This window comes from Amycolatopsis mediterranei (genome assembly GCF_026017845.1).
In the GTDB taxonomy this organism is placed as follows: Bacteria; Actinomycetota; Actinomycetes; order Mycobacteriales; family Pseudonocardiaceae; genus Amycolatopsis; species Amycolatopsis mediterranei.
In genome coordinates, this window is sequence record NZ_CP100416.1 from 3357011 (window position 1) to 3380847 (window position 23837).

The 23837-nt window shown below is 70.7% G+C and carries 23 protein-coding genes; 13 read left to right on the top strand and 10 right to left on the bottom strand.

Going from position 1 to position 23837, the window contains the following annotated elements:
• Positions 1-5 precede the first annotated feature (5 nt).
• The gene (locus tag ISP_RS16060) at positions 6-443 is read right to left on the bottom strand and encodes an Hsp20/alpha crystallin family protein (RefSeq protein ID WP_013224922.1); all 438 of its coding nucleotides are present in this window, start codon (positions 441-443) and stop codon (positions 6-8) included.
• A 166-nt stretch (positions 444-609) separates the two neighbouring features.
• Between ISP_RS16060 and ISP_RS16065 the strand changes: the two genes are divergently transcribed.
• Positions 610-1452 (top strand): SDR family oxidoreductase, encoded by an 843-nt coding sequence (locus ISP_RS16065; protein ID WP_013224923.1) that lies wholly within the window; start codon positions 610-612, stop codon positions 1450-1452.
• 108 nt (positions 1453-1560) lie between these two features.
• Here the strand turns inward: ISP_RS16065 and ctaD are convergent, their stop codons facing one another.
• From ctaD to ISP_RS16080, 3 genes are all read right to left on the bottom strand, one after another.
• Positions 1561-3333 (bottom strand): aa3-type cytochrome oxidase subunit I, encoded by a 1773-nt coding sequence (ctaD, locus tag ISP_RS16070; RefSeq protein ID WP_013224924.1) that lies wholly within the window; start codon positions 3331-3333, stop codon positions 1561-1563.
• 150 nt (positions 3334-3483) lie between these two features.
• Positions 3484-5667: a glycogen debranching protein GlgX gene (gene glgX / locus ISP_RS16075; RefSeq protein ID WP_013224925.1), complete on the bottom strand. Its 2184-nt coding sequence runs from the start codon at positions 5665-5667 to the stop codon at positions 3484-3486.
• 144 nt (positions 5668-5811) lie between these two features.
• Positions 5812-6678 carry a manganese catalase gene (locus ISP_RS16080; protein WP_013224926.1) on the bottom strand — a complete coding sequence of 289 codons (867 nt, stop codon included), beginning with the start codon at positions 6676-6678 and terminating at the stop codon, positions 5812-5814.
• A gap of 217 nt (positions 6679-6895) precedes the next feature.
• Here ISP_RS16080 and ISP_RS16085 point away from each other — a divergent pair, with 217 nt between their 5' ends.
• Positions 6896-7117: a hypothetical protein gene (locus tag ISP_RS16085; RefSeq protein ID WP_230468794.1), complete on the top strand. Its 222-nt coding sequence runs from the start codon at positions 6896-6898 to the stop codon at positions 7115-7117.
• 45 nt (positions 7118-7162) lie between these two features.
• Here ISP_RS16085 and ISP_RS16090 read toward each other — a convergent pair whose 3' ends face one another.
• Positions 7163-8020: an SDR family oxidoreductase gene (locus ISP_RS16090; RefSeq protein WP_013224928.1), complete on the bottom strand. Its 858-nt coding sequence runs from the start codon at positions 8018-8020 to the stop codon at positions 7163-7165.
• Positions 8021-8164: 144 nt separating this feature from the next.
• On the opposite strand from ISP_RS16090, the gene ISP_RS16095 reads away from it, so the two are divergent.
• A complete protein-coding gene (locus tag ISP_RS16095; RefSeq protein ID WP_013224929.1) occupies positions 8165-8557 on the top strand; it encodes a winged helix-turn-helix transcriptional regulator in 393 nt (130 codons plus the stop codon).
• Between the two features lie 7 nt (positions 8558-8564).
• Here ISP_RS16095 and ISP_RS16100 read toward each other — a convergent pair whose 3' ends face one another.
• Positions 8565-9167: a hypothetical protein gene (locus ISP_RS16100; protein ID WP_013224930.1), complete on the bottom strand. Its 603-nt coding sequence runs from the start codon at positions 9165-9167 to the stop codon at positions 8565-8567.
• A gap of 308 nt (positions 9168-9475) precedes the next feature.
• On the opposite strand from ISP_RS16100, the gene ISP_RS16105 reads away from it, so the two are divergent.
• The 3 genes from ISP_RS16105 to ISP_RS16115 all read left to right on the top strand — a co-directional run bounded on the left by ISP_RS16105 (position 9476) and on the right by ISP_RS16115 (position 12873).
• Positions 9476-11032 carry an alpha-L-arabinofuranosidase B gene (locus tag ISP_RS16105; protein ID WP_013224931.1) on the top strand — a complete coding sequence of 519 codons (1557 nt, stop codon included), beginning with the start codon at positions 9476-9478 and terminating at the stop codon, positions 11030-11032.
• A gap of 364 nt (positions 11033-11396) precedes the next feature.
• Complete coding sequence (locus tag ISP_RS16110; protein WP_014466915.1) at positions 11397-11570, top strand: arabinan endo-1,5-alpha-L-arabinosidase; 174 nt, start codon at positions 11397-11399, stop codon at positions 11568-11570.
• A gap of 64 nt (positions 11571-11634) precedes the next feature.
• Positions 11635-12873, top strand: coding sequence for a GDSL-type esterase/lipase family protein (locus ISP_RS16115; protein ID WP_013224932.1), 1239 nt, complete (start codon positions 11635-11637; stop codon positions 12871-12873).
• Positions 12874-12887: 14 nt separating this feature from the next.
• Here the strand turns inward: ISP_RS16115 and ISP_RS16120 are convergent, their stop codons facing one another.
• Positions 12888-13046 (bottom strand): hypothetical protein, encoded by a 159-nt coding sequence (locus ISP_RS16120; RefSeq protein ID WP_014466916.1) that lies wholly within the window; start codon positions 13044-13046, stop codon positions 12888-12890.
• 117 nt (positions 13047-13163) lie between these two features.
• Positions 13164-14177 carry a LacI family DNA-binding transcriptional regulator gene (locus ISP_RS16125; protein ID WP_013224933.1) on the bottom strand — a complete coding sequence of 338 codons (1014 nt, stop codon included), beginning with the start codon at positions 14175-14177 and terminating at the stop codon, positions 13164-13166.
• Between the two features lie 163 nt (positions 14178-14340).
• Between ISP_RS16125 and ISP_RS16130 the strand changes: the two genes are divergently transcribed.
• The 5 genes from ISP_RS16130 to ISP_RS16150 all read left to right on the top strand — a co-directional run bounded on the left by ISP_RS16130 (position 14341) and on the right by ISP_RS16150 (position 19942).
• On the top strand, positions 14341-15588 hold the full coding sequence (locus ISP_RS16130; protein ID WP_013224934.1) for a sugar ABC transporter substrate-binding protein: 1248 nt from the start codon (positions 14341-14343) through the stop codon (positions 15586-15588).
• An 8-nt stretch (positions 15589-15596) separates the two neighbouring features.
• Positions 15597-16541: a carbohydrate ABC transporter permease gene (locus ISP_RS16135; RefSeq protein WP_013224935.1), complete on the top strand. Its 945-nt coding sequence runs from the start codon at positions 15597-15599 to the stop codon at positions 16539-16541.
• On the top strand, positions 16538-17347 hold the full coding sequence (locus ISP_RS16140) for a carbohydrate ABC transporter permease (RefSeq protein ID WP_013224936.1): 810 nt from the start codon (positions 16538-16540) through the stop codon (positions 17345-17347). The genes ISP_RS16135 and ISP_RS16140 overlap by 4 nt, the downstream gene beginning before the upstream one ends.
• A 26-nt stretch (positions 17348-17373) precedes the next feature.
• Complete coding sequence (locus ISP_RS16145) at positions 17374-19080, top strand: MGH1-like glycoside hydrolase domain-containing protein (protein ID WP_013224937.1); 1707 nt, start codon at positions 17374-17376, stop codon at positions 19078-19080.
• 169 nt (positions 19081-19249) lie between these two features.
• Entirely contained in the window at positions 19250-19942 is a 693-nt protein-coding gene (locus ISP_RS16150) for a glycoside hydrolase family 12 protein (RefSeq protein WP_013224938.1), read from the top strand.
• A 157-nt stretch (positions 19943-20099) separates the two neighbouring features.
• Here the strand turns inward: ISP_RS16150 and ISP_RS16155 are convergent, their stop codons facing one another.
• A complete protein-coding gene (locus tag ISP_RS16155) occupies positions 20100-20699 on the bottom strand; it encodes a TetR/AcrR family transcriptional regulator (RefSeq protein ID WP_013224939.1) in 600 nt (199 codons plus the stop codon).
• Between the two features lie 85 nt (positions 20700-20784).
• Here ISP_RS16155 and ISP_RS16160 point away from each other — a divergent pair, with 85 nt between their 5' ends.
• A complete protein-coding gene (locus ISP_RS16160) occupies positions 20785-21681 on the top strand; it encodes an aldo/keto reductase (protein ID WP_013224940.1) in 897 nt (298 codons plus the stop codon).
• A gap of 60 nt (positions 21682-21741) precedes the next feature.
• Positions 21742-22683 (top strand): GlxA family transcriptional regulator, encoded by a 942-nt coding sequence (locus ISP_RS16165; protein WP_013224941.1) that lies wholly within the window; start codon positions 21742-21744, stop codon positions 22681-22683.
• Here ISP_RS16165 and ISP_RS16170 read toward each other — a convergent pair.
• Positions 22643-23701: an aldo/keto reductase gene (locus tag ISP_RS16170; RefSeq protein ID WP_013224942.1), complete on the bottom strand. Its 1059-nt coding sequence runs from the start codon at positions 23699-23701 to the stop codon at positions 22643-22645. The genes ISP_RS16165 and ISP_RS16170 overlap by 41 nt on opposite strands.
• Positions 23702-23837 lie beyond the last annotated feature (136 nt).

Sequence of the window (23837 nt, forward strand, 5' to 3'; positions counted from 1 at the left end):
GCCCGTCAGGCCTGGATTTCCCGGCGGTCGGACCGGTTGCCGCTGATTTCGATGCGCCGCGGCTTGGCCTTCTCGGCGACCGGAATGCGCAGCGTCAGCACGCCCGCTTCGTAGTCGGCCGCGATGCGGTCGGTGTCGAGGCTCTCGCCGAGGAACAGCTGGCGCGAGAAGACGCCCAGCGGCCGTTCGGAGACGTGCATCTCGACGTCGTCCCCGCCGGGGAGCGGGCGGCGCTCGGCCTTGACCGTCAGCACGTTGCGCTCGATGTCGAGGTCGATGGCGTCCGGGGCGACGCCGGGCAGGTCGAAGCAGACCACGAACTCGTCGCCGGCGCGGTAGGCGTCCATCGGCATCGCGGCCGGCTTCGACCAGGTTCCGGCGGTGCCGAGGACCTGCTGGGTGAGGCGGTCCAGCTCACGGAACGGGTCGGTGCGCATCAACATCGGTGTCCTCCTTCTGGGCTTCGACGGTGAGTGTCAACACGCACTACCGTTCTAGCATGTCATCCAAACGATGACAAGCCTGAAGTCATCATCAAGATGACAGAATGATTCGCCCGATGCCGGGAACACGGAAGGGGAGATCAATCCCCGTATCCGAGGAGCCACCGTGTCCGAGCAGCCCGCTCAGCAGCAGACCCCGCCCGGGACGACCGCCGCGATGACGCCGCGGCCCGACCACGGCGAACACACCTACCGCGGCTCCGGCAAGCTGACCGGCAAGGCGGCGCTCATCACCGGCGCGGACAGCGGCATCGGCCGCGCGGTCGCGATCGCGTACGCGCGCGAAGGTGCCGACGTGCTGATCTCCTACCTCGACGAACACGAAGACGCGGAAGAGACCCGGCGCTGGGTGGAAGAAGCCGGGCGCAAGGCCGTCGTCGTGCCCGGCGACGTCGCCGACCCGGCGCACTGCCGCGCCCTCGTCGCCCGCGCGGTGGAGGAGTTCGGCCGGCTCGACGTCCTGGTGAACAACGCCGCCTTCCAGATGAGCCACGAAACCCTGGAAGAGATCCCGGACGAGGAGTGGGACCGCACCCTCGCCATCAACCTGAGCGCGTTCTTCCACCTCGCCAAGGCGGCGGTGCCGCACATGAAGCCGGGGGCGTCGATCATCGGCAGTTCCTCGGTCAACTCCGACAACCCGACCCCGCAGCTGCTGCCCTACGACGTGACGAAGGCGGGCATCGCGAACATGACCGCGGCGCTGGCGCAGCTGCTGGGGCCGCGGGGCATCCGGGCCAACAGCGTCGCGCCGGGACCGATCTGGACGCCGCTGATCCCGTCCACCATGCCGGAGGAGCAGGTGAAATCCTTCGGTGAGCAGGTGCCGCTGGGCCGCGCCGGCCAGCCGGCCGAGCTGGCGCCGGTGTACGTGCTGCTGGCCTCCGACGACGGCAGCTACGTGTCCGGAGCCCGCGTCGCGGTGACGGGTGGCGCGCCGATCCTCTGAGCCCCGGACAGCCCGGACAGCACTTACAGCACGGACGGGCCGGAAAGCCGCCGGATCCCCTCGGGCCCGGCGGCTTTCCGGTGCTCAGGGCCGGCCGGCGGCCCAGGGTCAGCGGCCGCGGGGGTCGTCGCTTTCGCCCTGCTCGCCGGGCTGGGTGGCAGCGGCCACCGCTTCCGCCGCCGACGCCTTCTCGCCGGGGTGGCCGCGGGTCACGTGACCTTCCGCGCGCATCCGCTCGACCATGTGCGGGTAGTGCAGCTCGAACGCCGGGCGCTCGGACCGGATGCGGGGTAGTTCGAGGAAGTTGTGCCGGGGCGGCGGGCTGGTCGTCGCCCATTCGAGCGAATTGCCGTAGCCCCACGGGTCGTCGACCGCGATCGGTTCCCCGTAGCGGTAGCTCTTGAAGACGTTCCAGATGAACGGCAGCACCGACAGGCCCAGCAGGAACGCCCCGATGGTGGACACCATGTGCATCCAGGTGAAGCCGTCGCTCGAGAGGTAGTCGGCGTAGCGGCGCGGCATGCCCGCGTCGCCGAGCCAGTGCTGGATGAGGAACGTGGTGTGGAAGCCGATGAACGTCGTCCAGAAGTGCCATTTCGCGAGGCGTTCGTCGAGCATCCGGCCGGTGATTTTGGGGAACCAGAAGTAGATGCCGGCGAAGGTCGCGAAGACGATGGTGCCGAAGAGCACGTAGTGGAAGTGCGCGACGACGAAGTAGCTGTCGTGGATGTGGAAGTCCAGCGGCGGCGACGCGAGGATGACCCCGGTCAGGCCGCCGAGCAGGAAGGTGACGAGGAAACCGGCCGACCACAGCATCGGCGACTCGAACGTCAGCTGCCCCTTCCACATCGTGCCGATCCAGTTGAAGAACTTGATCCCGGTCGGCACCGCGATGAAGAACGTCATGATCGAGAAGAACGGGAGCAGGACGGCGCCGGTGGCGAACATGTGGTGCGCCCACACGACCGCCGACAGCCCGGTGATCCCGATCGTCGCGAACACCATGAGCTTGTAGCCGAACAGCGGTTTCCGGCTGAACACCGGGATGATCTCGGTGACGATCCCGAAGTAGGGCAACGCGACCACGTAGACCTCGGGGTGGCCGAAGAACCAGAACAGGTGCTGCCACAGGATCGCGCCGCCGTTCTCCGGGTCGAAGACGTGCGCGCCGAGGTGCCGGTCGGCCAGGAGCGCGAACAGCGCCGCGGTGAGGATCGGGAAGGCGAGCAGGATGAGGATCGAGGTGAACAGGATGTTCCAGGTGAAGATCGGCATGCGCCACATGAGCATCCCGGGGCAGCGCAGGCACACCACGGTCGTGATCATGTTGACCGCGCCGAGGATGGTGCCGAGACCGGTGACGATCAGCCCGGTGATCCACAGGTCGCCGCCGACGCCGGGGGAGTGGATGGCGTCGGACAGCGGTGTGTAGGCGGTCCAGCCGAAGTCGGGCGGGCCGCCGGGCGTGGCGTAGGCGGAGAGGACGATCGTGCCGCCGAACAGGTACAGCCAGTAGGAGAACGCGTTGAGCCGCGGGAACGCCACGTCCGGCGAGCCGATCTGCAGCGGCAGGACGAAGTTGGCGAACCCGAACAGGTTCGGCGTGGCGTAGAGCAGCAGCATGATCGTGCCGTGCATGGTGAAGAGCTGGTTGTACTGCTCGGGGGAGAGGAACTGCAGGCCGGGCCGGGCCAGCTCGCCGCGCATGAGCAGCGCGGTCAGGCCGCCGATCAGGAAGAACCCGAACGACGTCGTCAGGTAGAGCACGCCGATCGTCTTGTGGTCGGTGGTGCGGATCGTCTTGAGGATCGTCGCGCCCTTGGCGCCCCGCCACACCGGCCGGTGGGGGATCGGAGCCGGGCGCGTCACCGTGTCGGTCATCGGACTCCCACCTGCCGCCGCCGGAGATCGCTGGTTCTCGCGCGTACCCCGGTCCGGGCGGGGATACACGTGGGCGGGGCGACTTCTTTCCGACGCACACGGCCGTAGCCGGATCGCCTGCCGCGATCCGGCTACTCTGCGTGCCGAGGGTTACCCGTAGTGTTCCTTGGTGCGCAGCAGCACGGTCAGCGAGCGGCCGCCGACGACCAGCTCGCCGTGGCCCGGGATGGTGCGCGGGGTCGCGAGCTGGTCGCCCGCCACGCCGCCGACCAGGACGCCGCCCACGGACCGGTGGAACACCTCGCCGGTGGCCGAGTCGAGCACGATCGCCCACTCGTCGCCGTACTCGCCGTCCGGGACCGTCATCGTGATGTCGTCGTCGTGGGCGTTGAAGCAGAGCAGGAACGAGTCGTCGACCACGCGCTCTCCGCGGGCGTCGAGGTCGGGGATCGCCGTTCCGTTGAGGAAGACCATGATGCTGCGCCCGAAGCCCGCCTCCCAGTCCTGGTCGGTCATCTCGTCGCCCGCCGGGGTGAACCAGGCGATGTCGCGCAGCTCGTCGCCGCGGCGGATCGGGCGGCCGGCGAAGAAGCGGCGGCGGCGGAACACCGGGTGCTGGTGGCGCAGGTCCACCACCGCAGAGGTGAACTCGAACAGCTCCCGGTTGTGCTCCAGCTGTGACCAGTCCACCCAGGACAGCTCGTTGTCCTGGCAGTAGGCGTTGTTGTTGCCCTGCTGGGTGCGGCCGAGTTCGTCGCCGTGCAGGATCATCGGCACGCCCTGCGACAGCAGCAGGGTGGCGATCAGGTTCCGGCGCTGGCGGGCGCGCAGGTCGAGGATCTTCTCGTCCTCGGTCGGGCCTTCCGCGCCGCAGTTCCACGACCGGTTGTCGTCGGCGCCGTCGCGGCCGTCCTCGCCGTTGGCCTCGTTGTGCTTTTCGTTGTAGGACACCAGGTCGTTCAGGGTGAAGCCGTCATGTGCGGTGACGAAGTTGATCGACGCGAACGGGCGGCGGCCGTCGCTCTGGTAGAGGTCCGACGAGCCGGTGATCCGGGAGGCGAACTCGCCCAGCGTCGCCGGCTCGCCGCGCCAGAAGTCGCGGACGGTGTCCCGGTAGGCGCCGTTCCACTCGGTCCACAGCGGCGGGAAGTTGCCGACCTGGTAGCCACCGGGGCCGACGTCCCACGGCTCGGCGATCAGCTTCACCTGGCTGACGATCGGGTCCTGCTGGACGAGGTCGAAGAACGTCGAGAGCCGGTCGACGTCGTAGAACTCGCGGGCGAGGGTGGCGGCGAGGTCGAACCGGAAGCCGTCGACGTGCATTTCCGTCACCCAGTACCGCAGCGAGTCCATGATCAGCTGCAGGGTGTGCGGCTGGCGCACGTTGAGCGAGTTCCCGGTGCCGGTGTAGTCCATGTAGTACTGCGGGTCGTTTTCGACCAGCCGGTAGTAGGCCTGGTTGTCGATGCCGCGCATGGACAGCGTCGGCCCGAGGTGGTTGCCCTCGGCCGTGTGGTTGTAGACGACGTCGAGGATGACCTCGATGCCGGCCTCGTGCAGCGTCCGCACCATCGCCTTGAACTCGTGGACCTCGCTGCCCGGGGTCGCGGGCATGATCGAGGCCGCGTACTCGTTGTGCGGCGCGAGGAAGGCGATCGTGTTGTAGCCCCAGTAGTTGGCCAGGCCGCGCTCGGTGAGGGCGTGGTCGTGCAGGAACTGGTGGACCGGCATCAGCTCGACGGCCGTGACGCCGAGGGTCTTGAGGTACTCGATCATCACCGGGTGCGCCAGCCCGGAGTACGTCCCCCGCAGCTCCTCCGGGATGTCCGGGTGGAGCTTCGTCAGCCCGCGGACGTGGGCCTCGTAGATGACGCTCTCGTTGTACGGCACGTTCGGCGGCCGGTCGTTGGCCCAGTCGAAGTACGGGTTGACGACGACCGCGCGGACGGTGTGCGCCGCCGAGTCGTCGTCGTTGCGCTCTTCGGGCCGGCCGAAGCGGTAGCCGAACACGGATTCGTCCCAGTCCACCCGGCCGGTGACGGCCTTGGCGTACGGGTCGAGCAGCAGCTTGGCGGGGTTGCACCGCAGTCCGCGGCCGGGGTCGTGCGGCCCGTGGACCCGGAAGCCGTACTCCTGGCCCGGGCCGACGCCGGTCAGGTAGCCGTGGTGGACGAAGCCGTCGACCTCCGGCAGCCGGATCCGGGTCTCGGTTCCGTCCGGGGCGAACAGGCACAGGTCGACGCGGTCGGCGACCTCGGAGAAGAGCGCGAAGTTGGTGCCGACGCCGTCGTAATCGGCTCCGAGCGGGTAGGGGGAACCGGGCCAAGGCTGCACTGGGCCTCCACAGGTGCGAGTGATCTCCCGCAGGAATACCCAGCCGGGCGGCCACGGACACCGTGACGTCGCCCTCCTCACCCGGACGCACCACCCGGCGCGGGACCGCGGTGCGCACCGCGGTCCCGTGCCGGTTCGCCGGGGTCAGGTCAGCTTGTTCTTGACTGACTTGGCCTTGCCCTTGGCCGTGCCCTTGGCGTCCTGCAAGGGCGCGTACGTGCCGAAGAGCGCCGGGTCGGGCTTCGGTGCGGTGCCCGGGCCGCCGAGCGGTTCGGGGTCCATGAGGTATTCGATGCCGGCGTCGGTCGTCCAGCTGGCGCCCTTCGCGCCGTCGGGACCGTCGGAGAGGTGCCAGATGGTGTGGTTGTGGGTCTGGTCCTCTTCGTCGAGCAGGGCGTCCGGGACGATGTCGCCTTCCAGCCCGTCGGCCTTGAGTTCTTCGATGGCGGCCAGCCACTGCTTCTGGTGGACGGTGTCGCGGGCGAGGTTGAACTTGAGCATGGCCTTGACGCCGGGGTCGTCGGTCATGTTGTACAGCCGCGCGGTCTGCAGCCGGCCCTGGGCTTCGGCGGCGGCGTTGGCGCGGAAGTCGGCGAGCAGGTTGCCGGAGGCGACGATGTACCGGCCGTTCCAGGGGTAGCCGTTGCTGTCGGCGGGCAACGCCCCACCACCGGCGACGATGGCCTGCTGGACGTCCATCCCGCCGATCATCGCGGCCATCACCGGGTCCTTGACCGCTTCGGCGGTGGCCGTGGCGGGGGCGCCTTCCAGCAACCGGGCGACCATGGTGGCGAGCATTTCGACGTGGCCGATTTCTTCGGTGGCGGTGTCCATGATCAGGTCTTTGTACTTGCCCTCGATGCGGCAGTTCCAGCCCTGGAACAGGTACTGCATCGTCACGGTCATCTCACCGAACGCGCCGCCGATGAGCTCCTGGAGCTTGTGGGCGTAGACGGCATCCGGCTTTTCGGGCTTGGCTTCGAACTGCAGCAGCTTCGTGTGACGGAACACGAGAATTCCCTCCGTCGTCCGGGGTGGCACCGGCAGGGGCCGGCGGTCCCGGGGGCTTTCCCGGTTAGCGGAGGGTTAACCGCGGTGATCGTGGACCGCCTGATCGGGCTTGCCGCGGCGATCACCGGCGCGGCCACCGAGGCCCGGTGAGGATCGACAACGCCACCGCCGCTGTGGTAGTTGAACGCGGAACGTTCGATGGCGAGTGGAGCGATACGTGAGCGATCACCAGGAGCGGGTGCCGGCCTGCCGGCGGTACCAGTGCGACGAGCCGGCCCTCTGGCGGAGGATGTGCGCGGCTCACTGGGCTCGCTGGCAGAACGGGACCGACCCGCTCGACCAGCCGGGCGACGACGGCGAGTCCCCGGCACCCCGGGTGTGGCAGCCGCCGTTGCGGGAGAACAGCGTTTCGCAGCGGAAGCCCGGCCGGCCCGGGTGACGCCGGTGGGGAGCCTCGCCAGGAGGCTCCCCACCGCGGCGTGGTTCAGAGCGTGCCGACGACCTCGGCCACGGTCACGCCGATCGGCGTGCTGGGGCGGCCGGTCAGAGTGCGCAGGTCGGTCGTGGTCTCGGCGAGCAAGCCGTCCTTGATGTCGCCGTCGATCGCCACGATGAAGCCGACGAGCGGCTCCGGCAGGCCGGCCTGGGTGAGGACCTTGGCGTGCTCGTCGGCCGGCAGGTCGGTGTAGGTGACCTCCCGGCCGGCGGCCTTGCCGATCTCGGCGGCGAGGTCCGCGTTCGTCCAGGTGACGTCGCCGGCGAGCTCGTAGATCTTGCCCTCGTGGCCCTCGCCGGTCAGCACCGCGACCGCGGCGGCGGCGTAGTCGGCCCGGGTGGCGCTGGCGACGCGGCCGTCACCGGCACTGCCCACGAAGCTGCCGGTCCGGGCAGCCTGCTTGATCGTGTCGGCGTAGTTCTCGTTGTACCAGTTGTTGCGCAGGATCGTGGCGGTCAGGCCGGAGGCCTCGATGAGTTCCTCGGTCACCTTGTGCTCCGGGGCCACCGCGAGCTTCGACGTCGTCGCCCGGGATGCGCTGGTGTAGACGAGGTGGCGGACACCGGCCTGCTTCGCCGCTTCGATGACCGCCTGGTGCTGCGCGACGCGTTGGCCGACCTCGCTGCTGGAGACCAGCAGCACCTTGTCGGCGTCCTTGAACGCGGTGACCAGGCTTTCGGGGTCGGTGTAGTCCGCGTGACGGACGTCGACGCCGCGTTCGGCCAGGTCGGCGGCCTTCTCCGGGGTGCGGACCGCGGCGACGACCTGGTCGGCGGGCACCTTCTCGAGCAGGCCTTCGACGACGAGGCGGCCGAGGTGGCCGGTGGCACCGGTGACGACGATCATGAGGACTCCTTGAAGGTTCAAGTACCTGGTCTCCTGGAGCATGTACTAACTTTTAGAAAGTACCAACTCATTGTTAGTGCTGTCACATCCATCGTGCTAACTCTTGGGTAGTATCGAGGTGTGGATGGACGACAAGGTGACGGCGTGACCGACGCCGAGCACGAGGCGCTGGTGGCCGACGTGTTCAGTGCCGCGTGTGCGTCCCGGGCGGTGCTGGACCACGTCACGGGCCGGTGGGGCGCGCTGGCCCTCGTCGCGCTCCACGACGGGGTGTTCCGGTTCAACGCCCTGCGCCGCCGGGTGGAGGGGGTCAGCGAGAAGATGCTCGCCCAGACGCTGCAGGCCCTCGAGCGCGACGGCTTCGTGCACCGGGAGGCGCGTCCGACGATCCCGCCGCACGTCGAGTACAGCCTGACCCCCGCCGGGCAGGAGGTCGCGCGGCGGCTGATGGGACTGATCGAGGTCCTCGAGGCGAGCGTGCCCGACGTGATGGCGGCTCAGGCCCGCTACGACGCGGCCAAGGCGGCGGGCGCGTGACGCCGGCCTAAGAGCGGTCCGGCAAGCCGGATGTCCGTGCGGGCAACGGTTCCCGGACCGCGGCGAGCAGGAACATCCCCGCCGCGACCGCGAGCATCGTCAGCACGCCCCGCGGCCAGAAGATGTGGCTGTCGTAGAAGGAAACGCTTGCGGCCAGCAGCAGCGCGGCCCCCGGTGCCGCCCGCCACGCCGCTTCCCGCGCGACCTCCGCGACGATCAGGACGTTGGCCGCGAGAAAGCACAGTGCGCCGGTGTGGCCGAGACTGTCGCCGATGCCGAACACCGCTCCGGTCACCGGGGTGACCGCGTGCTCGGCGTGGACCACGGTTCCGGCCGCGATGCCCGCCACGGCGTCGAGCCCGCCGTAAAAGGCCGCGAACCCGAACGCCGCGAGCCGGCCCGGGCGGCGGAGTGCCGCCGGTGCGGAGGAGAGCAGCAGCCACTGCGCCACCGCGAGCAGGGGGAACACCGGCAGCAGGACGACGTGCAGCGAGGTCCACCACGGGGCACTCGCCGGGCTCAGTGCGAGCGGGTGCGCCAAGCCGAATCCGGCCAGCACGAGCCCGGGCGCGGCGTAGCCCGCGGCGCGCGACCATCGAGAGCGAAGCATCGGCTGACGGTAGCGGTGATCCGGTCCGCCCGGCGATTACCGAACTCTTACCGCACCGCCCGGCGGGCACGAGTTGCGGCGACGACCGGCGCGGAGGGCAAGAGCGCCAACGGATCCGGTGGTCTCTGGTTCCGTCCGCGGCGAGAAACCGGCCATTGCACTCCATCGGCGCGAGCGTTATGTTAGCGCTCACAATCGCTCCGCTTGTGCCGTTCCTGCGTGTCGGTGATCGAGGAGGAGGTTGGCAATGACGCCGGCCCGCGCATCTGTCGATTCGACGATTTCCGTACTCCAGCGGGAGATCATTCATGGCACGACAGCCGAGATATGTCCGTAAGCACCCCGTCGCGCAGGCCCTGATCGTCGCCGGCACGCTCGTCACCGGCCTGCTCGCCGGTGGCGGTACGTCCCAGGCGGCCACCCAGGGGCCGTGCGACATCTACGCCGCAGGCGGCACGCCCTGCGTCGCCGCGCATTCCACGACCCGGGCACTGTACGGCGCCTACACCGGTCCGCTGTACCAGGTCAGGCGCGCGTCGGACAGCGCCACGCGCGACATCGCCCCCTTGGCCGCGGGCGGCGTCGCCAACGCCGCGACGCAGGATTCGTTCTGTGCCGGAACCACCTGCCTGATCACCGTCATCTACGACCAGTCCGGCCGGAACAACCGCCTCACGCAGGCGCCGCCGGGTGGGTTCCAGGGTCCGGCCGCGGGCGGGTACGACAACCTCGCCAACGCCACCGCGGCACCGATCACCGTGGGCGGCCACAAGGCCTACGGCGTCTACGTGGCCCCGGGAACCGGCTACCGCAACAACAACACCAACGGTATCGCGACCGGTGATCAGCCGGAGGGCATGTACGCGATCTTCGACGGTACGCACTACAACGGCGGTTGCTGCTTCGACTACGGCAACGCCGAGCGCAACAGCCGGGACAACGGCAACGGCACGATGGAGGCCATCTACTTCGGCAACATCAAGGTCTGGGGCTACGGCGCCGGCAACGGCCCGTGGATCATGGCCGATCTGGAGAACGGCCTGTTCTCCGGGGTCAACCAGCACTACAACGCCAACGACCCGAGCATCAGCCACCGCTTCCTGACGGCGATCATCAAGGGTGGCCAGAACCGGTGGGCCATCCGCGGTGGCAACGCCCAGTCCGGCGGCGTGTCGACCTTCTACGACGGCGTGCGCCCGAACGTGTCGGGCTACAACCCGATGAAGAAGGAAGGGGCCATCATCCTGGGCATCGGCGGCGACAACAGCGTCGGCGCCCGCGGCACCTTCTACGAAGGCGTGATGACGTCCGGTTACCCGTCGGAAGCCACCGAAAACGCGGTGCAGGCCAACATCACCGCGGCCGGCTACGCCACGAGTTCCGTAGGCACCGGGCTGACGCCGGGCACGTCCGTCTCGCTGCGGGCCACCACCGCCTGCTGCACCGACCGCTACATCCACCACACGGGATCCACTGTGGACACCGCGGTGATCGGCAGCGGCAGCTCGGCCACCGAAAAGGGCAACGCGTCCTGGACCGTCCGGACCGGGCTCGGCAGCGGCTCGTGCGTGTCGTTCGAGTCGAAGAACGTGGCCGGGCAGTACCTGCGGCACCAGAACTACCGGCTGTACCTGCAGGCCAACGACGGGAGCTCGCTGTTCGCCCAGGACGCGACCTTCTGCCCGGAGGCCGGCCACAACGGCCAAGGTGCCTCGCTCAGATCGCTCAACTTCGCCGACCGGTACGTCCGCCACTACGACAACATCGTCTACATCGCCGCCGACGGCGGTCCGAACACCTTCGACAACGCCAACGCCTACAGTGACGACGTGAGCTGGCTCGTCAGCTCACCGTGGGCTTCCTGACCCGAACCCCTATCACGCGCCCGGCCGACCGCCGGGCGCGTGATAGCGCTTTCCCGATTGTCTTGCCGGGACCGGGAATGCTGCGTTACGCTCGGTGGAGAGCGCTCCAGCGGAAAGTGTTGTCCTGGGCATGACCCGGTTGGAGGCAGCATGTCGTCCGCTCGAGCGTCTTTTAGACCTCCACCGACCGCATCGCCTTCTCGGGCGCCGGTTCGGCGTTCCCCGGCGGCGCGCCCTGGACCACCGCCTACACCGGCGGCGATCGCCGCCAGGGTCGGTGGTGGCTGGACTTCGGGTCGTTCTGGTCGGGGATCAAGCTGATCCGGCTGAACCCGGCGACCGGGCTGCGCCAGGACACCGGGTTATGGTCGGCCGGTCCACCAGCCTCACCGGGCCCCACGCCGACCGCAACGGCGTGGCGATGAACTCCGGCGGCGGTACCGAAATCCTGGCCGGCCACGGCAGCATCCACCGGCCGGGCCACCAGGCGGTCCTCGCCGGCAACGGCGGCGTTCTGCTCGTCCCGGCTGGGTATTAACCGCTTGACCTACGACGCGGCCGGCTGGCCGGTCGTCGCCTGAGCACCGGAAAGGACGTTTCGGATGCGCTTCCGCCGAACCGCTGTGGTCCTGGCCGTTTCCGCTTCGCTGCTGGCTCCGGCGACAGCGGAAGCCGCGCCCTCGGGCGGGGCCCCACCGGGTTGGGTGACCTTGACCGAGTCCTCGCTCGAAGGCGTGCACGGCACCGCCCCCGACGTCACCATCCGCAACGTGCTCACCGTGACCGCCGCCGGGACGGCGCTGCGGGTGCGGCTGAGCAACCCCTTCGGCGCCACCGCGATGACCGTGCGGTCGGTGTGGGCCGGGCGGCAGCCGTCGACGAATTCGCCCGCGCTCGCGCCGGGATCGAACCACCGGGCCACCTTCGGCTTCCGGCACACCGTGACGATCCCGCCGGGCGCCAGCGTGTGGACCGACCCGCTGCCGTTGCCGGTCCGGCGCGGCGACCACGTCGCGGTGAGCGTCTACGCGCCGGGTGCGCCGGTCGACGACCACACCTTCCCGCCGCCGGCGACGGACACGCCCGGGTCGTTCACTTCGGCCGGGCCCGGTGACGCCGGAGCGGACGAGTCGGGGAGTGCGTACGGCCCCTTCGCGCCCGGCGTGCTGTGGTGGACGGACGCGATCAGCGCCGTGTCACCCGCCCGCGGCACGATCGTCGCCCTCGGCGACTCGATCACCGACGGCTACAACGCCTTCGGCGGCGGTCCGCGCTGGACCGACGTGCTCGCCGAGCGCATGGAGACGCTCCCGCCGTGGCGGCGGCTGTCGGTGGCCAACGCGGGCATCAGCGGCAACACCGTCAGCGTCCAGCCGAACCCGTACGACCCCACCGGCCAGTGCTGCGGGCCGCCCGCGCCGGTGCGGCTCGACCGGGACGTGCTTTCGCTGCCCGGCGTGCGGTACGTCCTGCTCCTGGAGGGGACGAACGACCTCGGCGGCGGCGACAACGCACCCCCGGCCCCGGCCGCGCAGGTCATCGACGCCATGCGCACCATCGCCGGGCGGGTGCACGCGGCGGGCCACCGGATCGTCGGCGCGACGATCCTGCCGATGTGCAACGCGGCCGGCAGCGCGAAGGAACAGGCGCGGCTCGCGGTCGACGCCTGGATCCGGACGTCCGGGACGTTCGACGCGGTGCTCGACTTCGACGCCGTGCTGCGCGACCCGGCCGACCCGACGGTCATCCGCGCGGACTGGCGCACCGACTGCTACCACCCCAATGCGGCAGGCGACCGGATCCTCGGCGATTCGATCGACCTGAAGGTGTTCGCCCGCTGAAACCGCGGCCGCTGCTACGTCGTACCGGAGGCCGCGCGGCGACGGCCGGGCGTGGGCTGCGGGGGCGTCCGGCCGGTGCCGCCGCGGACCGGTGCCGGAGCGGGGTCCGGCTCCTGGGCCTCGGCCCGGCGGCGGCCGATGACGGTGACGATCAGGTGGTCGAGGGGTGACATCGAGGCCTCTCCGCTACTCGGGTCTTCCCCCTCCGGATTCCGAACTTCCCGCCGTGCGGCAGCTCGAAACCGGGGGGCGGAGCCGGTCGAACCGGTTCGACCGGCAGGCGCCGGCGATCAGCCGTGGCGCCGGGCGCCCGTGCTCGACCGCAGCGAGATCGGTGGCTCCAGCAGCGCGTGCCGGGGTTCCGCGCCGGCGTCCGCGATCTGGGCCAGCAGCAGGTCCACCGCCAGCCGTCCCAGTTCCACCGCGGGCACGTCCGCCGCCGTCAGCGGGGGGTGGAAGTCTTCGGCCAGGCGCTCGGCGATCACCCCCGTCAGCGAAAAGTCGCGCGGGACCTCCAGGCCCGCCCGGTGCAGCGCGCGCTGGACGCCCGGCAGGGCCGCTTCGTTGATCGTCACCGCCGCCGTCACCGAAGGCCACTGCGTCCGGATCTGCTCGAAGCAGGCCAGGCCCGCGGCCGCTTCGTCCGCGCAGCACACCGTTCGCGCCGTCAGCCCCCGTGCCGCGGTGGCGTCGAGGAACCCGGTCGCCGAGCGCAGGGCGGGACCGTAGCCCGCCGCGACGAGCTCGGCCGAACGGTTGATGAGTACCACCTCTTCGTGGCCGAGGTCCGCCAGGTGGTGCACGCAGCGCGTGATCAGCGCGCCGTAGTCGACGTCGACCCACCAGGACGCCCCGGGGTGCTCGACGTGGCCGATCGTCACGAACGGCAGGCTCGCCTGGCTCAGCCGCTCGACCCGCGGGTCTTCGAGGAGGATCTCCATCAGGATCACGCCGTCGACCCGCCGCCCGGTCACGATGCGCTCGAACGACCGGTCGTGGTCGCCGCCGCTGGGGGAGAGCAGGACGTCGAGGTCGTGGGCGGCGGCCGCGTCGACGACGCTGCCGACGAACCCCAGCTGGACGTCGGTCAACCGGCGGCTGGCCGGCGGCACGACCAGGCCCAGCGTGCGTGTGCGGCCTTCGGCCAGGGCGCGGGCGCTGGCGTTGGGCCGGTAGCCGAGTTCGGCGATGACGTCGTTGATGCGCTGCACGGTGGCCGCCGAGACCGGTCGCTTGCCGCTGAGGGCGTAGGACACGGTGCTGCGCGAAACCCCGGCGCGGCGCGCGATCTCCCCGATGTTCATGCGACTCCTGACCGTTTTCCAGAACCGGTTCGATCGTAGTACACGCAGTATTGCGCAGGAGTGCTCGCGGGGTTTACGGTGACGCGGCCTCCATCGTCGAACCGGTTCGATGATGGACCGACCGCCTCCAGGTCGTCGCTGGTGCCGACAGGAAGGACCCTCCATGAAGCGTCACCCGATCATCCGGTTGCTGTCGGTGGCCGTCGCCGCGACGACACTGGCCGCCTGCTCCTCCGGGACGGCCCCCAGCGGGGGAACGGGCGGCACCGGCGCCGGCGGCGCGTTCACCGTCTGGGACCCCTATCCCCAATTCGACGCGAGCTCCGCCTGGGCGAAGGTCGTCGACAAGTGCGGCGCCGACGCCGGGGTCAAGATCGCGCGGCAGGCGTTCGACACGACCGACCTCACCAACAAGGTGCTGCTCGCCGCCCAGCAGAACACCGCGCCGAACGTCCTCGTGGTCGACAACCCGGTCGTGTCCACCCTGGCCGAGGGCGGGGTGCTCAAGTCCAATGCGGACACCGGGCTCGACGCCGCGCAGGCCGCCCCGAACCTGCTCGCCGCCGCCGACGTCAAGGGCCAGGTGTACGGCGTCCCGATCGGGGCGAACACGCTGGCCCTCTACTACAACAAGGCCGTGCTGACCGGGGCGGGTGTCGACCCGGCGTCCGTGCGCGACTGGGCCTCGCTCGAGGCCGCGCTGGCCAAGGTGCACGCCGCGGGCAAGAAGGGCATCACGTTCTCCGCCATCGGCACCGAAGAGGGCAGCTTCCAGTTCCTGCCGTGGTTCTGGGGCTCGGGCGCGAACCTGACCGACCTCGCTTCGGCCGGCGCGGTCTCGGCGCTCGCGCAGTGGAAGTCGTGGCTGGACAAGGGGTACGCCCCGAACTCGGTGGTCGGCAACACGCAGACCACCAGCTGGCAGGAGTTCGCGACGGGCGACTACGCCTTCGCCGAGAACGGCACCTGGCAGCTGCAGAACGCGAAGAAGGCGGGCTTCGACTACGGCGTCCTCCCGATCCCGGCGCGCGCCGGGGGAGCGGCCCCGGCGCCGACCGGCGGCGAGTTCGTCACCGTGCCCGTCCAGAGCAGCCCGGACGCCGAGAAGACCGCGGGCAAGATCGCGTCCTGCCTGACCAGCCCGGCCAACGTCCTCGACTCCGACACCGCGCTGACCTACGTCTCCGCCGTGCCGTCCGTGCAGGAGAAGCAGGTCGCCGCCCAGCCGGAGCTGAAGGTGTGGGTCGACGCGGTCAAGGTCGCGAAGGGCCGCACCGGCGACAACCTCGGCACCCGGTACCCGCGGATCTCCGAACCGCTCTGGGGTGCCGTGCAGGCCGCGCTCACCGGCGCGAAGGCCCCGGACGCCGCGCTCGCGGCCGCGCAGGCGACCGCCGCGTCGGCGAAGTAGGCCTGCTCGTGCAGGACACCCGTGAACCGGTGACCGTCCGTCCGGCCGCGCGAGCGCCCGGGCGGACGGGCCGCCGCCGGCCGCAGCTGCTCGCGTGGGCGTTCCTCGCCCCGCTCGTCGCCTACCTCGTGCTCTGCTACGGCTATCCGCTGGTGACGAACGTCGATCTCAGCCTGCGCAGCTACACGGTCCGCACCTTCGTCCACGGCGGGGCGCCGCTGGTCTGGTTCGACAACTACGCAACCGTGTTCGCCGATCCGACCTTCCGCACCGCCCTGCTCGACACGCTCGTCTTCACGGCCGCGTCGCTGCTGTTCCAGTACGGCTTCGGCTTGGCACTGGCGGTGTTCTTCGCCCGCCACTTCCGGCTGGGTCCGACACTGCGCGCGCTGTTCCTCGTGCCCTGGCTGCTGCCGCTGATCGTCTCGGGATCGACCTGGGCGTGGCTGCTCAACAGCGAGTCCGGGGTGGTCAACTCCGTGCTGGGCTGGTTCGGCGCCGGCCGGATCGACTGGCTGACGTCGCCGTCGTGGTCGCTGGTCTCGGTGATCATCGCCAACATCTGGATCGGCGTGCCGTTCAACCTCGTCGTGCTGCACAGCGGCCTGCAGAACATCCCGGCCGAGGTGTACGAGGCGGCGTCGCTCGACGGCGCCGGGGCGTGGCAGCGGTTCCGGCACGTCACCTTCCCGCTGCTGCGCCCGGTTTCGGCGATCACCCTGCTGCTGGGGCTGGTCTACACGCTCAAGGTGTTCGACGTCATCTGGATCATGACCAAGGGCGGGCCCGGCGGGTCGTCGACCACCCTGGCCACCTGGTCCTACCAGCTCGGGTTCGGCAGCATGCTGCCGCGGTTCGGGCCCAGCGCGGCCGTGGGCAACGTGCTCATCCTGCTGGCCCTGGTCGCGGGCCTGCTCTACATCCGCGCGCAGCGCAGGCAGGAGGAGCCGTGATCCGCCGCTGGCGCACCGCGGTGGGGCTGGTCCTCACCGCCGTGATGCTGTTCCCCGTCTACTGGATGGTCAACGTGTCGCTGACCCCGGCCGGGCGGATGCGCAAGTCGCCGCCCGACTGGTTCCCCGCCGCGCCGACGTTCGAAGGCTACGAGCGGGTCCTGCGCGAGCAGCTCCCGTACTTCGCCACCAGCCTGCTCGTCGCGCTCGGCACCGTCGCGCTGACGCTGGCCCTGGCCGCGCCGTCGGCGTACGCGCTGGCCAAGCTGCGCCCGCGCGGGCACCGGGCGCTCGGGTTCGTGCTGCTCGTCGCCCAGATGATCCCCGGCATCATCATGGCGCTGGGCTTCTACGGCATTTATGTCTCGCTGGGCATCACCAACACCGCCTGGGGCCTGGTCCTCGCCGATTCGACGATCGCGGTGCCGTTCGCCGTGCTGATCCTCACCTCGTTCATGGCTTCGGTGCCGGACGAGCTCGTCCAGGCGGCCACGATCGACGGCGCGGGCGCGGTGCGCGCGTTCTGGTCGGTGGTGCTGCCCGCGAGCCGCAACGGGGTCGTCACGGCCGGGCTGTTTTCGTTCCTGTGGGCCTGGTCGGACTTCGTCTTCGCGGCGACGCTCGACGGCGGCGGTTCGCTGCGGCCGCTGACCCTGGGTATCTACCGCTACATCGGCAACAACAACCAGGAGTGGAACTCCATCATGGCCACGGCGGTGGTCGCCTCCGTCCCGGCCGCCGTGCTCCTCGTGCTGGCGCAGCGGTTCGTCGCCGCCGGCGTCACCGCGGGCGCCGTCAAGGACTGAGCCCCTCTCCCGAAAGGACGAACCCTGTGCCCACGGGCGAATTCTCGCTGCGGGAAATTCCGTTCAGCCACCCGGGATCGTGGTTCGACGTCTCCCCGGTGGTGGCCCAGGCCACCTACGCCGACGACCTGCACCTGGTGTCCCACCGCCACGGCATGCACGCCGTCCTGGCGCTGGTCCCCGAACGCGGCGGGGAGCGGGCGGCGGTCCCGGCCGGCGCCACGCCGTCCGCGCTCACCTGGGGGGCCGGCGAGGAGCGGATCACGGCGGCGTTCGCGGCGCCGGACGCGCTCCGGATCGCCGGGCGCGGCCTGAGCTTGCGGATCCGCGCGGCGGAGCCCACGCTGACCCCGTTCACCGGCACCTACTTCTTCGCCGATCCGGTCGACGGCGCGGCCGTGTTCACCTCCTACGAAACCGGGCACCGCTACCGCGTCACCGTCCTTTCCGGACACGTACGGCACATCGGCGCCGAAGCGCTCGGCACGGCCGAGCGGGCGGTCGTCGTCAGCGGCGACACCTGGGAGGTGGCGATCGAGGAACTCCCCGGCGCCCGCGAGCCGTACTCGCCGGCACCGGCGTTCGACGGCGTGGTCGCCGCCGCCGAGGCCGGGTTCACCACCTTCGCCGACGCGGTCGCGCCGTGGCGCGGTGAGCGCACGCCGGCGGCCGAGCTCGCCTGTTACGTGCTCTGGTCGGCCATCGTGGCCCCGGCCGGGTTCGTCGGCCGCCCGGCCGTGCTGATGTCGAAGCACTGGATGGACAAGGTGTGGAGCTGGGACCACTGCTTCAACGCGCTCGCGCTGGCCGGCGGCCGGCCGGAGCTGGCCTGGGACCAGGTCCAGGTCGTCTTCGACCACCAGGACGACCGGGGCGCGCTGCCCGACTCGATCACCCACGCCGAGGTGCTGCGCAACTTCGTCAAACCGCCCATCCACGGCTGGGCGCTGAGCCGCCTGCGCGGCCGCCTTCCCGGTGGCCTGCCCGAAACCGGGCTCGCCTACCGGCAGCTGGCGGCGTGGACGACCTTCTGGCTCGAACACCGCCGCGTGCCGGGCGGGCCGCTCGCCCACTACGAGCACGGCAACGACAGCGGCTGGGACAACGCGACGCCGTTCGCCGAGCAGCGGCTCGTGCAGACCCCGGACCTCGCCGCGTTCCTGGTGCTGCAGCTGAAGGAACTGGCCCTGCTCGCCGCCGGGGAGGGGGATCCCGCCGCGGCCGCGCGGTGGGACGCCGAAGCGGAAAGCATGCTGGCGGCGCTGCTCGGCGAGCTGTGGGACGGCACGAAGTTCGTCAGCCGCACGGCTGCCACCGGAGCGGTGCACTCCGGGGCGAGCCTGCTGGAGCTGATGCCGATCGTGCTCGGCGAGCACCTGCCGCCGGACGTCCGGGACAAGGTCGTGGCCGGGCTGGAGACGCACCTCACCGGCGTCGGCCTGGCGACCGAGCGGCCGGCGTCGGCGTTCTACGAGCCGGACGGCTACTGGCGCGGTCCGGTGTGGGCGCCCGTCACCGTGCTGATCGAAGACGGCCTCCGCCGCGCCGGCGCGGCCGAGTTCGCCGACCGCGTCAGCGCCCGGTTCCGTGCGGTGTGCGAGAAGTCCGGGTTCGCCGAGAACTTCGACGCGCTGACCGGGGACGGCCTGCGCGACCGTGCCTACACGTGGACGGCCGCCGCCTACCTCGTGCTCGCCGGCGACGCCGAACGCCGGATCGCGCAGGGCGGGTAATGCGCCGGTTTATTCGACCAAATCGACGGGCGTAGGTATTGAAATCATCGATGTCATTGTTCGAGTGGGTGGCATGTCGGCAAATCACGGACAGAATCTTGACCGGTGGACAAGTGGCCTGTAATAGTCAGGACGGCCTCCCGTTCGATCACCGGTAAGGACGATTCCCATGCACAACGTCGTGCGTTCCCTGCTCGTTTCGCTCACCGCGGCCGCCGTGGTGGCGACCACCGCCGGAGTGGCCGAAGCGGCCACCTGGTCGTCTTCGGACAAGTGGGCGACCTGGTCCAACGGCGGGTACACCGTCCGCAACGACGTCTGGGGCAGTGGTGCCGGTCCCCAGACGATCTGGGCGAATTCCTACAGCAACTGGGGGGTGTGGGCGAACCACCCGAACACCGGTGGGATCAAGTCGTACCCGCATTCGGCGAAGAACGTCGGCCGGACGCTCAGCTCGTTGCGGCAGGTTTCCAGCAGCTTCAACGTGAGCCGCCCGGGCAGTGGCGCGTACGAGACCGCCTATGACATCTGGGCGAACAACAACGCCTACGAAATCATGTTGTGGGTCAACAAGCAGGGCGCGGTCGGCCCGCTGGGCAGCAAGCAGACGACGGTCAGCGTCGGCGGCCACACCTGGGACGTCTACAAGGGATCGAACGGCTCGAACGCGGTGTTCTCGTTCCTGCGCACGTCGAACACCGACGCCGGCACCGTCGACGTCCTCGCGGTGCTGAACTGGATCAAGGCCCGCGGCTGGTTCGGGGACGTGACCCTCGGCGAAGTGCAGTTCGGCTTCGAAATCACGTCGTCTTCGGGTGGGTTGAACTTCACCTCCAACAGCTATTCCGTTTCCGCGTCCTGAGAGTTCAGGGCGGCTTCGCTCCACTGAGGTGGGGCGCCCTGCTCGCCCCCGGGGGACGGATTTCCGGCCGCGGCGATGCAGTGAATGACTCATTCCTGGCGTCCGACGCCAGGAATGAGTCATTCACTGCATCGGACCAGCCGCCGCCAGGAGACTGTCAACGAACCTCAGGCGTGCGACACTGACGGCTCACGCGCAGTGCGTCGACGATCAGGTCGAGCATCCGGCCGGTCCGTTCGGGGTCGCGCTCGTCCGCCGTGGACAGGAACGTGCCCAGCAGGAGCAGGGTCACGTCCTCCGGGTCGACGCCGGCGCGCAGCGTGCCCGCCTTCGCGCCCGCGTCGAGGATCGCCCCGATCGCGGCGGTGATGCGCTGCCTCGTCGCCGGTGTCGCGATGCGGCCCGACGCCACGCTCGCGCGGAGGATGTCCGCCATGCCGCGCTTGGTCGCCACGAACGCCGCATAGCGGTTCATCCAGGCCCGGAGGGCTTTCTCCGGCGCGAGTTCGGCGAGCAGGACCGGGGCGCTGCCGGTGACGTCGTCGAGTTCCGCCGCGTAGACGGCTTCGACGAGCGCCTCACGGGTCGGGAAATGCCGGTAGAGCGTGCCGATCCCGACGCCGGCCTCGCGGGCGACGGCTTCGAGCGCGACGGTGCCGTCGGCGGCCGCGAACGCGGCGCGCGCCACCGCGACGAGCTTGTCCCGGTTGCGGCGCGCGTCCGAGCGCACCGGCCGGGCGGGTTCGGGCGAAGACAAAGCGGAGGCACCTCCGGTTGTGCTACGGTCGGCTTGAGCGGAGGCTCCTCCGCTTCACCATCATCGCACGAGGACGGGGATCCCCATGTCTTCCACCGCACGAGGCGCGCTCGCCGGCCGCACCGTCTCCCGCGTCGGCTACGGCGCGATGCAGCTCGAGCGCCTGCACGGCGACCGCGCCGCGGCCGTCGCCCTCCTGCGCCGCGCGGTCGAGCTCGGCGTCGACCACGTCGACACCGCCCAGTTCTACGGCAACGGCTTCGTCAACGGAGTCATCCGCGACGTCCTCCGATCCGCCGAAGACCTCCTGATCGCCACCAAGGTCGGCGCCGACCCCGACCCCGGCGGCCCGATCCCGCTCCGCCTGGCGCAGCGGCCCGAAGAGCTGCGCGCGAGCGTCGAGGACAACCTCCGGGCGCTCGGGCTCGACCGGATCCCGCTGGTCAACCTGCGCCGCGCGGACCGGCGGCCCGGGGTGCTCGCCGAGGGTGCGCAGCTCGTCGGCCTCGACGACCAGCTCGCGGTGCTGACCGCCCTGCGCGACGAGGGCAAGATCGGCGCGATCGGCCTCAGCGCCGTCACCCTCGACGTCCTGCGCCGGGCGCTCCCGGCGGGGATCGCCTGCGTGCAGAACGCCTACAGCCTCGTCGGCCGCGACGACGAAGACCTGCTCGAGCTGTGCCTCGCGGAGGGCATCGCCTGGGTGCCGTTCTTCCCGCTGGGCGGCGATTTCCCCGGGCTGCCGAAGGTGACCGACGAGCCCGCGGTCCGGGCCGCCGCGCAGGCCCTCGGTCACACCCCGGCGCAAATCGGCCTGGCCTGGCTGCTGCACCGCGCCCCGAACGTCCACCTCATCCCCGGCACCGCGAGCGCGGCGCACCTCGAAGCCAACCTCGCCGTCGCGGACATCGAGCTCGACGACGAGACGCTGGCCGCGCTGGACGCCATCCCGGCCCGCTCGATGGACGTGAGCCTGGGTTGACCACATTGATACCGGACGCCGGTATTCGGCCACCGGAGCGGGCGGCGTAGTTTTTAGGGCATGTACACGGTGGCGGTGCTGGCCCTGGACGATGCGATCGCCTTCGATCTGGCCACCCCGATCGAGCTGCTCGGCCGGGTCCGGCTGCCGGACGGCCGCGGCGGGTACCGGGTCGTCGTCGCCGGGCCGGAGCCGGTGGTCGACGCCGGGCCGGTGCGGCTCAGCGTCGAGGTGGGGCTCGACGAGGTCGCCCAAGCCGATCTCGTCGTCGTCCCCGGGCGGAACGACCCGCACCGGCCGACCCCGGCGGGCGTGGCCGAGTTCCTGCGGGCCGCGGTGGCGCGGGGAACGCGAATCGCCTCGATCTGCGTCGGGGCGTTCACCCTCGCCGAGGCCGGCCTGCTCGACGGGCTGCGGGCGACCACGCACTGGCTCGCCACCGACGAGCTGGCCCGCCGGTACCCGGCCGTGCGGGTCGAGCCGGACGCGCTGTACGTCGACAACGGGCAGATCCTGACCTCCGCGGGCGCGTCGGCGGGGCTGGACATGTGCCTGCACATCGTGGAGCGCGACTACGGCGCCGCGGTCGCCGCCGACGCCGCGCGGCTCGCCGTCGCGCCGTTGCAGCGCACCGGCGGCCAGGGCCAGTACATCCTCCGCAACCGCCCGACGTACCAGACCGCGACGCTGGAGAAGGCGCTCGTGTGGATCGAGGAGAACGCCCACCGCCCGCTCACCCTGGCCGACATCGCCGACGCCGCGGGCATGAGCACCCGCACGCTGACCCGGCACTTCCACGCCGAGACCGGGCAGAGCCCGATCCAGTGGCTGACCGGGGTGCGCATCCGGCACGCCCAGGAGCTGCTGGAGCTCACCGACCACACGATCGACCGCATCGCCGGCCAGGTCGGGTTCCCGTCGCCGAGCAACTTCCGCGTCCAGTTCGCCCAGACCGTGCGGGTCAGCCCGAGCGCGTACCGGAAGACGTTCCGGCCGCGGTAGGTCCGCGACGCCGGCGCAGGTGGGGCTGGGCGAGGTGCGGTGGCTCGTAGGCCACGTCGATCGGCCCGAGGCCGGTGCCGGGCGGGACGATCGTGTCGATCCGGTCGAGCAGGTCGTCGCCGAGGGCCGTGTCCGCGCCGGCTAGCAGGTCGGCCAATTGCTCTTCGGTGCGGGGGCCGATGATCGCCGAGGCGACCGCGGGATGGGCGGTGACGAACGCCAAGGCGAGGTGCCGCAAGGGAATCCCCGCCTGGCCGGCCAGGGGGAGGAGGGCTTCGACGGCGTCGAGCTTGCGTTCGTCGGTCAGGTGCCGCGGCACCCAGTGCAGGCGGCCGGCCGAGGCCGGTTCGCCGCCGTTCTTGCGGTGCCGGCCGGTGAGCAGTCCCATCGACAACGGGCTCCACACCAGCACTCCGAGGCCGTGGCGCCGGCACACCGGCAGGATCTCGCGTTCCACGCCGCGGTCGAGGAGCGAGTAGTGCAGCTGTTCGGTGCGGAACCGCGCCAGGCCACGTCGCTGCGCCACCCACTGCGCTTCGATGATGTCGGAGGCCGGGAGGTTGGAGTGCCCGATGGCCCGGACCTTGCCCGCACGCAGCAGGTCGGTCAGGGCGCTCAGTGGCTCCTCGATGTCGGTGCCGGGTTCGGAGTGGTGGAGCTGGTAGAGGTCGAGGTGGTCGACGCCGAGGCGGCGCAGGGAGCCTTCGACGGCGGAGATGATCCAGCGCCGCGAGTTGCCCCGCTCGTTCGGGCCGGCGCCCATCGGGCCGTTGCCCTTGGTGGCGAGGACGACGTCGTCGCGACGGCCGCGCAGGGCCTTCCCGACGATCCGCTCGCTTTCGCCGTCGCCGCCGTAGACGTCGGCGGTGTCGATGGTGGTGATGCCGTGGTCGAGCGCGCGGTGGACGATGCGGACGCACGCGTCGGGATCGGGGTTGCCGTACGGCCCGAACATCATCGTGCCCAGGGTGAACGTGCTGACCTGGATGCCGGTCCGGCCGAGGGGTCTGGTCTGCAAAGGAGTCTCCGGAGGTCGGGACGCGGGGGGGTGGGGCCGGGGGGCGGGGCCCCCCCCCCCCCGGCCCGCGGCCGTTGAAGCCCTGGTCGGGGCCGTTGTACTGCCGGTGGATGCCGGGCCGGCCATCCCGCGGACC